Here is a 13,562-nt window from a genome sequence, read left to right on the forward strand (position 1 = left end):
TTACTGCACCGGCTGGTAGCTAAGAGTACTATGCTCGCTAGGTCGTTTAATGGTTTGTTGTGCTCGCGCCCAGTCTACAAAAGACTGCGCATAATTTACGTAAGTATCGTTAACGCGGCCTTGTGCTTGCAAATCAGCCAGCAACTTCCAACCATCATTACCACCGGCTAAAAAGCTGTTGGTGATCATGATATAAGTTTGCTCTGGCTGTACTGGCTGCCAAGCCTTACTGCGGCGATTTTGCACAGCGAGCTGACTAACACGCTGCCCTTCGGGTTGCTTCATATCAACCGCAAATCTTACCCCCGCACCATGCGGATAAGCACCATCAGAGCCGCCAGCGGAGACGGCATAAGCCAATGCTTGCTCGAGTACCTGATGCAGTTCTGCCCCGCTAATCTGCACTTCTACCAAAGTGTTGGAGAAGGGTAAAAGACCATAGGCATCGGCAACGGTAAAACGGCCCGATTTAATTTCGTTACGCACGCCACCGCCATTTTGTAGAGCGAAATCAGCTTGTGGCGCACTTGCTAGAAAAGCCTCAGCGACAACGCGGTGAGCATCTGAATAAGTTCCTGACCCACATTGCGCGGGTACTGGACCCATCCGCTTAAGACACAAGCGTTCAGGTACGTCAGCGATAACCTGCATGGTTAATTCTTCTAACTGAACCTGATAGCCGCTTAACAGCTCAGTTACTTCGCTATCCCCTGCTTTTGCCCAAAATTGCGGTAATTGGGCTAATGCATGGGGCGCATCTGGGCTTAATAAAAGGTGTGATTGACCGCCACAGCTCGCTACTTGATCACCGTTAAAGTCTATCACTAACTCACCCACCACTTGGCTATATTCCCACGCATGAACGACACACACAGGGTCACCATCAAGATTCACTGTTTGCATCGGATAGGGGCCAACACTAGGTAAACCAAAACGTGCGTAATCGCCAAGCAAGGTGTGTGAATCACCACCGACAATAAAATCAATAGCAGGTAACTTCTCAGCTAAGGTCAAATCGTTGCGATATTGAATGTGAGTTAACAAGCCAATCTTTTCAACCCCCAGCCGCTGCAATTCAGCAACATAGTAAGCGGCTGTAGTATATTCATCAGCAAACGTAGTGGTTGCATCGGGTTGCGATGAGTTTTTCGTCTTGATAGCGATATCTAGCCCGATCAGACCTACTTTTTCGCCGCCAACATTGAAAATCGTATAAGGCTGAAAGCTGTCCCAGCGCGTTTTTGGCGTAAGCGGTGAGACGCCTACTTCTGGCTCAACATTAGCACCTAGCACCACCGTGCTGCAGTCGCTCATCGCTAAAAAATCCAAGAAGGTTTTCAAGCCCTTGTCACCACTATCAAACTCGTGGTTACCCAAGGCAAAAGCATCAAAGCACACATGGTTCATGAGTGCCGCATCTGCTTCACCATTAAACAGGGTATAGAACAAAGTGCCGGTAATAGCATCTCCCGCATGCAGGGTTAACACATGCTGATGTTTATTCCGAATGTCTTCAATAGCAGCTGCCACAGCGGCAAAACCACCACTTTGCAAGCGGTGGTCTTCGCCTTTGTAACTGATAGCCGTTCGCTGTCTTGGCACCAGGTGCGAGTGGTGGTCGTTAATATGGGCTACGGCCAACTGAAACGGCTGCGGTTGTTGTACCTGCGCACAACTTGCTAAGAGCAACCCAACTAAGCCTATTCCAATACGTTTCAACATCAACTTACCACTCCCATTTAAGATTAAACTCACACCACAACTCATGCCCAAGCGTTAAGATTTAGCTTACTTAATTAAACCAATTTCACGCAGCCGCTCAAGCAAATAATCATCGGCGCTGATAGGTTCAAATCGCTGTGGGTTTTCATCGCTAATACAACTTGCTAACGGAGTGATCATCACATCCGGATTAAAGTGCAAGAAGAATGGAATGGAGTAACGCGATTTTGCACTGAATGGTGCCGGTGGATTCACCACGCGATGGGTAGTTGATGGCAACACCCCGTTGGTTAAACGCTGTAACATATCACCCACGTTACAGATAATAGCGCCTTCGATGATGGTCACCGGAATCCAACTACCGTCTTTGGCTAAGACTTCTAACCCAGGTTCACGTGAGCCAACCAGTAGCGTTAACACGTTAATGTCTTCATGAGCACCTGCACGCACTGATGGTGTGCCCTCATCGATGATGGGTGGGTAGTGCAACGGACGTAAAATGGAGTTACCAAAATTTACTTTATCGTGAAAGAAATCTCGAGGCTGTTTTAGATACACAGCTAAAGCTTCAAGTACCTGTAAACCCAACGCATCGAGTGCTTCATAAAGCTTTAAAATTTTGGTTTTGAAAGCAGGAAGCTCTTGTGGCCATACGTTCGGCGTTAATTGCTTGTACGGTGCAACCCCTTCGATTTCCCGGCCAACATGCCAGAACTCTTTTAAATCTACATGTTTAGCATCTTTTGCAATCTCAGTTCCAAATGGAGTGTAACCACGTGCGCCGCCACCGCCAGGAATATGGTACTGTTTTTTCACCGCTTCAGGTAACGCAAATAAATCACGGCAAATATCGAGTGCATCATCAATCAACTGTTGCTCGATACCATGTTTAGTTAAAGCTACAAAACCATGTTGCTCGTAGCCAGCGCCAACATGCTGTGCAAATGCATCAAAGTCTTGCCCATACAGGCTCATATCAATGTGCGGTATTGAATTCATCGGTTGTTTATCCAAAGCGGTGTGTCATCAAGATTTAAACGAATAAAGTACTTAAAACCAAGGGGCTGGCTGGGTAAAGGTTCAGTAAACCCACTAGGTAAGTTACCTTACGCTTGCTAATGTTAGGCTCGTAGTGTAGCAAAAATGCAGTAAAAAAGTGAGGAGAATCACGATGAAATTGCTAAATAAAATCATGCTTTCTATGGTCGCAACGGGGGCTCTTATGGCCAGCTCAGCTAGCTTTGCGCAGAGCAGTAATAATGCCCAAACGAGTCCTCGTTATTCGGCATACAACTATGGCAGCATTGGTATCACCAATCATGATGGTGGTGATAGCATCATTGCCCAAGGTAGTTATGAATTTAGCAGTCCTTATTACGTGAGTGGTTACTACCGTAATTTTGATAGCGATACTGCCGGAAGCAACGATGCCTTCGGCATCAAATTAGCCCGTTATTTTTGGTTAAGCCAAGGCTTAACAGCTGATCTTGGCGTACGCGCTGGTAACGTCGATTGGGGCCCCGTAGATAGCAGTTTTTGGGGCGTTGAAGGCATTCTGCGTCAACGTATTGACCAATTTGAAGTTTATGCTGGCGCGGGTTGGGTAGATTACAGCGATGCTGGTACCGACAATCAGTATCAAGTTGGGGTGAACTATTATCTCCAAAATAATCTGTCGGTTGGTGTCGGCTATCAGGATGATGAATTTGGTGATGGCTTACGCTTGCGAGCAAGCTACCACTTCTAAGCCTAGCCCCTACCCTTTTTAAGAATATGAGGTATGCTGTGTCCATGAATGATGCTGACGTACGGAGCAATTTATGGCACAGCTTCCTAGTTTTTTAGAAATGTATCGCGATCTTATTGCGATCCCTTCTGTTTCCTGTCTTGATACCAGCTGGGACACCAGCAATAAGCCCGTTATCGAAAAATTAGCCCGTTGGTTTGAAGCTCTTGGTTTTCAAATCGATGTGCATGAACTCGACCATCAGGCCGGTAAATTTAACTTGTTGGCTCATTACGTACCCGACGGCTGCGACAGCGGCGGCTTACTGCTCGCTGGTCATACTGATACAGTGCCCTGGGACGAAGGTCGGTGGACTCACGATCCTTTTAAACTTCGTGAAGCCGACGGCCGTTTATATGGGCTTGGTAGTGCTGATATGAAAGGTTTTTTCGCTTTTGTATTAGAAGCACTACGAGGTATCGATTTAACCAAGCTTCGTCAGCCCCTCTATATTATCGCCACGGCAGATGAAGAGACCACCATGGCCGGGGCTCGTGAGCTCGATGCATTTGGCCACTTAAAACCCGCTTATGCGGTGATTGGTGAGCCGACCAATATGGTGCCAGTCACCGCCCACAAAGGCCATCTAACCGAGGCCATCAGGGTTACCGGCAAATCCGGACATAGTTCCAATCCTGCCGCGGGCATCAATGCCATTGAAGTGATGCACGATGTGATCACGGAATTACGTGTCGTACAGCAAGAATTTCGCGAACGCTATCATGATAGTACTTTTGTGGTGCCCTATCCGACCCTAAATTTTGGCGCTATTCATGGCGGTGATGCGGCTAACCGTATTTGTGCTTGTTGCGAATTACACCTCGACATGCGCCCCCTGCCAGGCATGAATATCAGCGATTTATACGGCATCATCGACCAACGTTTAACCGAAGTAAAAGCTAAGTATCCTGGCGCAATTTGTTTAGAACACATGCATGAGCCGATTCCTGGCTATCGCTGTGAGCCTGATTCAAAGATTGTGCAGCTCGCACAACAACTTACTGGCAACCAAGCGGAGCCAGCTAATTACTGTACTGAAGCGCCGTTTGTGCAAGAGTTAGGCTGTCAGACCATTATTATGGGCCCCGGCAGCATTGCCCAAGCCCATCAGCCTGATGAATACATTCGCATTGATGAAATTGCTCCGGCACAAAATCAATTGCGCGAGTTAATTCAACGCATCTGTTTATAGAGCCGTTCTCACAATTAACAAAGCCCGCATACACCATTAAGGCTGCATGCGGGCTTTTCTGTGTGCTAAAGAATAGCGCTTAGTCTACTGACTTTTCAGGAAACAACATCATGCTATTAGCACCATCATTGCCAATATCTGAGTTAGCACGAGGTACATACTGGTCCACTCGAATCACGCTAACACTGCCATCCTCAGCAACCTCTAGATCAAACGCGATCCAGGTATCATTAGTACCATCGGTATCTTCATCTTGGCTGGGTGCGAAAACGTAGTTCTCACCGTTCACCTGTAGTTCTACCCGCGTAGGCGATTGGAACACAGTGCCACTGCCGCTGTAATGATGCACGGCATAGCGATAAATACCAGGATACGGGAAAGCTGGTACCGTAGTAACTTCAGGCCCGTAACTCGAAGTATCATCAACATCTAAATCTATGGTGACACCATTGATGGTTTGATTACGATTACTGTAGTAGATACGAAAACGTTCAGTGCTGGCCTCGCCATTCGGCACGGTAGGTCCCATAAAATGAGTGTCTAAATCACGTGGATTTTCGCCCCAAGTTAAAGTAACCCGCATGGCTCCTGGCACCGCGACTACGCACTCTGGCAAGGTCATATCTTCACTACCCGTAACTAACGGGAAGGTGGTACTGATGCCACTGGCGTCATCCACTGAGATTAGGATTTGACTATTGGGGCGTACCCGAATCGAATAATCACCCTCAGCATTAGTATAAGCCGAAGAGCGACCGATATAATTCACCCCTTCCGCACGGATCCGAACGTTACGACGCGGTGTCACACCATCTTCTTCAAAAACACAACCATTCACTCGAATCGAATCAAACAGCACATCTGCATTCCAAGTGGAGAAATGTCCAACCACACCTTCATAATACTGATCGCCGCTACTACTATCGGTTTGCAAGGTTGCTTCGCCTTCAACTTCCCAGATACCCGTGACTTCATTGAAGTGAATAAGCGGAATCGTTGCCGGCGGTGCTGTCGCCCGTTGCGCTAGTGGGATGCGGATAGTAGCTTGGGTACCCTCAGCAAGGTTAATAGCCCCGCCACTGCTATCAGTAAAACTAGCGTCAATAGCACCAAACGACTCAATCAGTTGCACCACATCTTGCTCTGGATCATAGGCTTCATACTCGCCGGGCATGATGTCTGGATCCGATGAAGCATCGATATTAGTCAACTTCGCCGTCACCTCGCCGGTCACCACTTCACCGGCAGCATTAACAAACGCATTAGCTGGCAAATCAACCGCCATCGGTGAATCAGTAACCGTCACCATGGTAGCTGCGGCGGCGTCAAAATTAACTTGAGCATCCACGGCTATCATCGCTACCGAGGTACTGGTAATAGGGTTTTCAGTACTGGTGCGCGCTACATCTGAACGGCTAGCAAAACCATCAGCAACAGCGCGCAACACGAGGCGCTCTTGGTAGCCGACACCACTTATAGTAACTCGTCCTTCGCTGTTCGTTTGCACATTGTCGAGTAACAAATAGGCGCTATCGTCTTCAATTGCAGCACCAGCCTCGCCGCTGAATACATAAGCTTCTACCGAAGCATCAGCAATTGGCATCGCTGTTTGATAGTCGGTGACCAACACGGAGACAGAGCCAAAGGTCGAACAAGTTACCTCTATGGAAGGCGCTGTTTCACCTACAGTAAATTCCGCTGGCGTAACGCTACAGGTATGGCCAACTAATTCATCCACACTTAATTGCACCTGATCACCTGGGCTGACCGGCTGCTCTAACTGCACATCTCCGGTAGTAAGCGCTTGACTGTAGGCTTCTCCATTAATGCTGTAGTTGAGTGTTAGTTCACGACTATTACCAGCAACTGTACATTGCATGGCAAAGGTTGGAGCCACCACCTCGTCTTCACAGGTTAAGGCTAAATCGGTGATGTCCTCTCCGGCAAAGGTCACTTGTTCAGGATCAATCGTACAAACTTGCCCGTCTGGGGCTGCTACTACCGCTAGGTCTACTGTAGTTTCATCGTCCCATTCGGTGGTAAAAGCAAAATCGCCATCTTCACTTACGGTTAGACTCTCGTCGTTAGCACTGAGCTCAACTGCGCCCGCCAAGCCCGTTGCCGTGCCAGCCAGAGTATAACTGGCCGGTGGTGGCGGCGGCGGCGGTGGTGGGGTTACTGGGTCATCATCTTTGCTATCGCTAGAGCACGCAGCAAGTAACGTTAAAGAGGCAACCCATGCCATCACTTTTAACGATTGCTGCAGCCCTTGATAAGTTGCAGATATTTTCATCACACTCTCCTTAGTTTATGTAGCCGAAGCTAAATTAAACATAGTCAAGTGTTAGTATTGTGTAAATAAAAGCCGATAGATTTTTTATAAGCATTTCTTTTAATGTAAGAATTTGTCTAACTAACACTACCCAAAACGCGCTTTACTGGCGCAAAGCTGCGACGGTGGATGACGCAGGCCCCCTGTTCACGCAAGATTGCCAGATGTGCAGGGGTTGGGTAGCCCTTATGTTTGGCAAAATCATAGTGAGGAAACTGCTGGTGCCACTCCAACATTTGTCGGTCGCGCTCTACTTTGGCCAAAATCGAAGCAGCGCCAATACATTCATGTAAGCCATCCCCACCAATCACTGCCTGGGCTGGCACCTGTAACTGCGGTACATGGTTGCCATCCACTAACACCATACTTGGCGCAACTGGCAGCCCTGCCACGGCTCGTTGCATCGCCAACAGCGAAGCCTGCAAAATGTTAAGGTCATCAATTTCACTAGCACTACATTGCGCTATCGCCCAATACAAAGCTTTTTCTTTGATCTCGAGACTCAAAGCTGCACGTTTTTTTTCCGAGAGCTTTTTCGAATCATTAATGCCCACAATCGGCTTGGCAGGGTCTAGAATAACCGCTGCTGCCACCACAGGCCCGGCAATAGGGCCGCGCCCTGCCTCATCAGTACCACAAATCATAACTTTCATCTTGTTGTTGAAGGAACATGGGGTATGATACTTTCGTCTTAATCATAATAACAATACAACAAGGGGTTTTCTCATGTCTGGTTCGCAAGAATCGTCTACCTTGCTTAATCGCATTCTCGACAAAGTTGAACGGGTAGGTAATAAACTACCTGATCCTGCCGTCATGTTTTTTGGCTTATTGGTGATTGTGTGGGTACTCAGTTACCTGCTCGCTGGCATTAACTTTAATGCTATCCACCCGCTTACGGGCAATAATGTGGAAATCACAAACTTGCTGGCGGGCGACAAAATGGCTGACTTCCTCGCCAACATGGTCAATACCTTTATGGGTTTCGCGCCCTTAGGCGTCGTTTTGGTTGCGATGCTTGGGGTGGGTGTAGCTGAGCGCAGTGGTTTTATTAACGTAGCCATTAAACTGATGCTTAATGTCACGCCAAAAATGCTGCTCACACCGGTCCTCATTCTTATTGCAATTGTCAGCCATACCGCCGTAGATGCCGGTTATGTGTTGGTTATTCCGTTAGGCGGGGTGATTTACTACGCTGCAGGACGCCATCCTCTTGCTGGTATTGCAGCAGCTTTTGCCGGGGTTTCCGGTGGCTTTAGCGCAAACTTTGTACCTTCCGCTATCGATCCGCTCTTGCAGGGATATACCTTAGCGGCTGCGCAAATTTACGACCCTTCTATTCAGTTAAATCCGCTCAATAACTACTTCTTTACCGCTGCATCATCGCTGGTGGTGGTTGCTGTGGGTTGGTTTTTAACCGATAAAGTGATTGAACCACGGTTAAAGAAGACCGCCACAATTGATGGTGATCAAGAAGATATGCCAGTGCTAGACGATGTTACGCCTCGTGACCGTAAAGCTTTTTATGCTGCTACCTTGACCATGGTTTTGGGCTTAGTTGCCCTGTTCTTTGCCGCCACGGCAGAAAATACTCCATTAGCAGATCCAACTGGCGAGTTAGCATCTTTTGCGGCACCGCTGATGCAAATGATAGTCCCGTTGATTTTCTTGCTCTTTATCGTACCAGGCATAGTGCACGGCTATATCTCTGGTAACTTTAAAAACTCACAAGATGTCATTAAAGCCATGAGTAAATCGATGGAAGACATGGCCTACTACATGGTCATGGCATTCTTCTGTGCGTTATTCATTAAAGCCTTTGGCGATTCTAACCTAGGAACTCTGCTCTCTATCAAAGGTGCCCAGTTCTTAAGTTCACTGCAGTTATCTGGTGGAGTCACCATGGTTGGCTTGATCATGCTGGTAGCATTTATCAATCTATTCTTGGGCTCATCATCTGCGAAGTGGGCGCTGTTATCGCCAATTTTTGTACCTATGCTGATGCAATTAGGTTACTCACCTGATTTAACGCAGGCTGCCTATCGTGTAGGTGACTCGGTTAGTAATATTATTACCCCGTTATTGCCTTACTTCCCGTTAGTGGTGCTGTATTGTCAGCGCTATGTGAAGGGTACTGGTATCGGTTCGTTAGTAGCTATGATGCTACCCTTTACCTTTACTTTGTTGATTCTATGGTCCGCCTTTTTAATCATTTACTGGATGATTGGTTTCCCACTAGGTATTCAAGCTAACTACATTTACCCTGCAGGCTAACTGATATGAGTTACTTTCAAGGTAAAACCGTGTGGCTAACCGGTGCCTCCTCAGGCATCGGCTTAGCCATGGCTGAACAGCTAGCCGACGCTGGGGCTCATTTAATCTTAACCTCGCGTCGCGCTGAGGTATTAGAGCAAGTACGGCAACAACTTGCTCATCCAGAGCGCCACCAAATCTTGGCTCTTGATTTGAATCAGCCGGAGCATGCGGCGGCACAAGCACAGGCGGCCTTGGGTGATCAAGTTATCGATATCCTCATCAATAATGCCGGTGTTTCGCAACGTTCGTTGATTCTAGACACCGACTTAAAAGTCTATCGGCAATTAATGGAAATTGACTATTTTGCCGTGATTGCGCTAACCAAATTGGTGTTACCGCGGATGGTGGAACGGCGGGCTGGACACATAGTTACGGTATCTAGCGTTGCCGGCAAAGTCGGAACCAAACTCCGCAGTGGTTATAATGGTGCTAAGTTTGGGGTGATTGGCTTTATGGACTCGTTAAGGGCTGAAATGACCAGCCATGGTTTGGTGGTCACTTCTATTTTACCTGGTTTTATCAACACCCAAGTGGCGCACAATTCCCTTACTGGTGACGGCTCAGCGTTGGGTCATGCTGACCCTGATAATGCTGGGGGCATTTCAGCAGCAGAATGTGCCAAACGCTCGTTAGCCGCCATCGCTAAGCAACAAGCTGAGGTGGTGGTGGGCTCAGGCGTATCCAAACTGGCGCCATGGTTACAACGCTTTGCTCCCGGGCTAGTGCGTCGTATGGTTGCCAATCGATAATTAGCTTGATGAACCAGCAAGCTTCAGCGCTTGCTGGTCAAGCGCCAGCCTAATACCCCACCAAGTAGTAATGCCAGTACCACCAATGCGTACCACACATTACGTTGATCAAAGAATCGCCCTTGTTGGCTAAACTTGATACCCGTGGGTTCATTCCATTGCCCACCTAGATAGCGTGCACGCACCTCAAAGCGATAATTACCCGGAGGTAACGAGGTGTATTCCACTGCGGTAGCGCTGCCACGATTTATCCAGTCATCATCAAAACCAACCAAGCGCGTTTGATATTCTAACTGCTCCGGCATAGCATAGGTCATGCTGACGTAGGAAAAGGTAATACGCTTCGTGGTTGGGGTTAATTGTAGGTCGTCCACAGACTGCGCTGCATCGTATTGCGGAGCTAGCAGCAGTTGCTTATCCGCGTTAATAGCTTCTAGCAATACAGGCTCAGGCTTATTACCCTCAGCATCATTCGCTTGCGCCTGGGCTGGATTCACAGCAATCACACCAAGTGCAGAGGCAAACCACAACTGATTGCTGTCACTCACTAAAGAGGCAGGCCCACCGGTAGTCAGTTGCCGCGTAACCATGCCATCAGCTTCTGAAAAGCGCTGGTAACTTATGTTGGTGATACGTCTATTCAACCAACCATCAAGGGTCTGGCGGCTTAAGCGTGCGATCCCCTGAGAACTCCCTAACCAAAGATGATGGTTACTATCAAAGTTAATCGAAAAAGCCTTATCAAAGGGCAGCCCATCACGACGCGACAACCAGCGCCAGTCGTCACTCGCTAAGGGTCGCGTGATTAAACCATGATCTGTCGCAAACCATAAACGTTGTTGGTGGACCACGCCAGCAAAGACGTTACGCGCACCAGTAAAAGCTGGTAGATCTACTGCCTCGGGCTGCCACAAATTAAACGATGGCGTAGTCGCTAGCTGGGCTAGTGGATCGGCCACCTGTGGGCGTAAATACATGAGTGTGAGCGTTGAACCCAGCCAAATTCCACCGTTAGGGTCGATGGTAATAGATGAGATAAAATCACCTGGCAAACCGTTCGCGGAATTTAAACTATCCAAGACAGTTAACTTGCCGAACTCTGCGGCAACTAACTTGAGTCCTTCTGGGGTGCCCAACAACAGATGTCCACTAGGTAACACCTTAACGATTCTAACTTCGTTGCTATCAAGCCCATTTGCTGCGGTTAAGCTGGCACTCAATCCTTGCTGGCTTAATTGCAACAAACCGCTGGTATAAGAACCAACATACATCAACTGTTCCGAACCACGCGCCAGGCTTAACACTGAAACTTTGTTGGTATCTGATTGCCCCGCAACAGCGACAAAGCGGTCGCCCTGCTGCCGACTGATACCGTCATTGGTACCAATCCAAATCGCCCCCTGCGCATCTTCGGCAATAGCGCGAACATTATTACCCTTGATACCATCAGTTTGGGTATAGCTGCTGAACAAAGTATTGCGCAACTGCACCAAGCCACCATGGCTAGCAATCCATAGATTATTATCTCGATCTTTAAAAAGATCGTTGATGTGTGAGTTCGGTAAGCCATCTTCTACCGATAACCACTGCTCAGAATTAAGACAAAACCTGCCTAAACCCTGCGTAAAGGTACCGACCCAAAGGCAACCATTGGGGCCTTCAACTAAACTGGTGACGCGATCTTTAATCGGCACGGGCCAAGGTTGAAACGGCTCGCCTAAGGCACGTTGAAAAAAGACGCCCTCATCAGTTGCCACCACTAACGTCCCATTGGCCAAAGTTAGCATGGCTCGCACCTGAGTAGCCGGTACACTTGGCTCTTGGACAAAGCTGTCAGTAGCAGCATGATAATAGGCGAGGCCTAAGCGCGTTCCGGCCCATACGCCGGCGTTTTCGCGATAACTACGAGGGGCTTGGTGAATACGAAAGGTAAAGTCAGCTGGTAGCCCTTCGGTTTGGGTATACAATTTATGTTGCCCTTGGTCACTACTATCTACCTGATAAAGACCTGCGGTCGAGGCTGCCCAAAAGTGTTGTTGCTGATCGATCAAGGTTTCAAAAATATAACCATCACCAACTTTGACGTAATCCCAACGTTGCCCATCAAATCGCACGACCGCACCGCGAGTTCCCGCTACTTGAATCAGCTGCTGGTTAGGTGACATAGATACATCAAGAGCGCCTGCTTCGGGCATCTTAGTTTCTGCGGTGTCAGCATAGATTTGAAAAGTCTGGCCGTTATAGCGTACCGGGCCTTCCCACGTGGCAAGCCAGATACTGCCATCTTTAGCTTGGGCTATTTTATTGACTGAGTTATGAGGGAGCCCATTACGGGTGTTCCACGTACGCACCGCATACTGCCCCAGTGCCTTTTCGGCAATGGCGCTAGCTGTTAGGGGCTGTTCTAATAACGCTGCTGATGGTGTCGATGGTGAGGTTGATGTCGAACTGAGCGAGGCGGCATGCGCGCCGGCCATAGCAACTAAACCAAGCACGCCAAAGCTAAGCAGCTTTAAACCTAGGCGCCAACCAGAAAACTGAACTGGATTCATGGAGAATAACTCGACAAGTTAAAGACTAGAAAAAGGCACGCTAGCTAAATGTTCCAGCTCTGGTTTCGCAAAATAATAGCCCTGCACCAAGTGAATCCCTAAAGCTAAAATACAATCGAGTTCCGCTCGTGTTTCAATACCTTCCGCCAACACTTGTGTCCCTTGTAGCAGGCATTGTTGCACCACTTGTTTGACCATCTTTTGTTTGTCCGGATGCTGTTCAATATCGCGTATAAGCTGCATATCCAGTTTTAGAATATCAGGCCGCAAATCCACTAGCCAGTCCATCCGTGCATAGCCTGAACCGTAATCATCTATGGCCGTCTTAAAGCCTCGTTTAGAATAGCTATTAAAAATTCGCTGCAAATGATTTTTATCGATGATCTGTTCGCTTTCGGTGACTTCAAACACCAGCTTAGTTAAATCAAAACCATACAAATCGGCGGCTTCTATCGTCGCTTTAATACAGGTCTCGGGACTATAAACGGCATTTGGTAAGAAATTAATATTAAGATAGGCTTGGCACCCTAAGCGTGCAGCTGTTTCAATAGCTTTAACCCGACAGGCTTGGTCAAAGTAATAGCGGTTATCATCGTTGACGCGTTCAAACACCCAGCCAGCACCTTGCCCTTCAGGACCTCGCACTAAAGCTTCATAAGCTACAATAGCCTGCTTGTGCCAGTCTACAATCGGCTGAAATGCCATTTTGATTTCAAAACCAAGCGTTTTACCGCTTAAACAATCCCGGCAGGTTTGTTGCTTTATCGACTCAGGAAATTCCATAGTCCGCCTTTTTTGAATTCCGTTACAAGGTTAATTATCTAATGGCGAGTTATCGGCAACGATGACAAAATCTTTAATTGCTGACAACCAATATAAGTTATCACAAGCTTTCCTGGCTAACTCTAGTTTA

10 protein-coding genes are annotated in these 13,562 nt (G+C 47.9%); 4 read left to right on the forward strand and 6 right to left on the reverse strand.

What is annotated here, in order from left to right; genetic code table 11:
* Both AB8S08_RS08150 and AB8S08_RS08155 read right to left on the reverse strand, forming a co-directional pair.
* The gene (locus AB8S08_RS08150; protein WP_369742462.1) at positions 1-1,722 is read right to left on the reverse strand and encodes a 5'-nucleotidase C-terminal domain-containing protein; all 1,722 of its coding nucleotides are present in this window, start codon (positions 1,720-1,722) and stop codon (positions 1-3) included.
* A 66-nt stretch (positions 1,723-1,788) separates the two neighbouring features.
* Positions 1,789-2,721, reverse strand: coding sequence for an isopenicillin N synthase family oxygenase (locus tag AB8S08_RS08155; protein WP_110075409.1), 933 nt, complete (start codon positions 2,719-2,721; stop codon positions 1,789-1,791).
* A 172-nt stretch (positions 2,722-2,893) separates the two neighbouring features.
* Between AB8S08_RS08155 and AB8S08_RS08160 the strand changes: the two genes are divergently transcribed.
* Both AB8S08_RS08160 and argE read left to right on the forward strand, forming a co-directional pair.
* The gene (locus AB8S08_RS08160; protein WP_369742463.1) at positions 2,894-3,469 is read left to right on the forward strand and encodes a hypothetical protein; all 576 of its coding nucleotides are present in this window, start codon (positions 2,894-2,896) and stop codon (positions 3,467-3,469) included.
* A 73-nt stretch (positions 3,470-3,542) separates the two neighbouring features.
* Positions 3,543-4,700 (forward strand): acetylornithine deacetylase, encoded by a 1,158-nt coding sequence (argE, locus tag AB8S08_RS08165; protein WP_369742464.1) that lies wholly within the window; start codon positions 3,543-3,545, stop codon positions 4,698-4,700.
* Between the two features lie 79 nt (positions 4,701-4,779).
* Here argE and AB8S08_RS08170 read toward each other — a convergent pair whose 3' ends face one another.
* Positions 4,780-6,993, reverse strand: coding sequence for a YfaP family protein (locus AB8S08_RS08170; protein ID WP_369742465.1), 2,214 nt, complete (start codon positions 6,991-6,993; stop codon positions 4,780-4,782).
* 116 nt (positions 6,994-7,109) lie between these two features.
* The gene (rnhB, locus tag AB8S08_RS08175; RefSeq protein WP_257119957.1) at positions 7,110-7,685 is read right to left on the reverse strand and encodes a ribonuclease HII; all 576 of its coding nucleotides are present in this window, start codon (positions 7,683-7,685) and stop codon (positions 7,110-7,112) included.
* A 73-nt stretch (positions 7,686-7,758) separates the two neighbouring features.
* Here rnhB and AB8S08_RS08180 point away from each other — a divergent pair, with 73 nt between their 5' ends.
* Both AB8S08_RS08180 and AB8S08_RS08185 read left to right on the forward strand, forming a co-directional pair.
* Positions 7,759-9,306: an AbgT family transporter gene (locus tag AB8S08_RS08180; protein WP_369742466.1), complete on the forward strand. Its 1,548-nt coding sequence runs from the start codon at positions 7,759-7,761 to the stop codon at positions 9,304-9,306.
* A gap of 5 nt (positions 9,307-9,311) precedes the next feature.
* Entirely contained in the window at positions 9,312-10,097 is a 786-nt protein-coding gene (locus AB8S08_RS08185; RefSeq protein ID WP_369742467.1) for an SDR family oxidoreductase, read from the forward strand.
* 23 nt (positions 10,098-10,120) lie between these two features.
* On the opposite strand, the gene AB8S08_RS08190 is transcribed toward AB8S08_RS08185, so the two are convergent.
* Complete coding sequence (locus AB8S08_RS08190) at positions 10,121-12,649, reverse strand: two-component regulator propeller domain-containing protein (RefSeq protein WP_369742468.1); 2,529 nt, start codon at positions 12,647-12,649, stop codon at positions 10,121-10,123.
* A gap of 18 nt (positions 12,650-12,667) precedes the next feature.
* Positions 12,668-13,432, reverse strand: coding sequence for an EAL domain-containing protein (locus AB8S08_RS08195; RefSeq protein WP_369742469.1), 765 nt, complete (start codon positions 13,430-13,432; stop codon positions 12,668-12,670).
* Between the last annotated feature and the right edge of the window lie 130 nt (positions 13,433-13,562).

Origin of the sequence: Pseudidiomarina sp. PP-1MA, from assembly GCF_041200125.1 — a bacterium.
GTDB lineage: Bacteria > Pseudomonadota > Gammaproteobacteria > Enterobacterales > Alteromonadaceae > Pseudidiomarina > Pseudidiomarina fusca.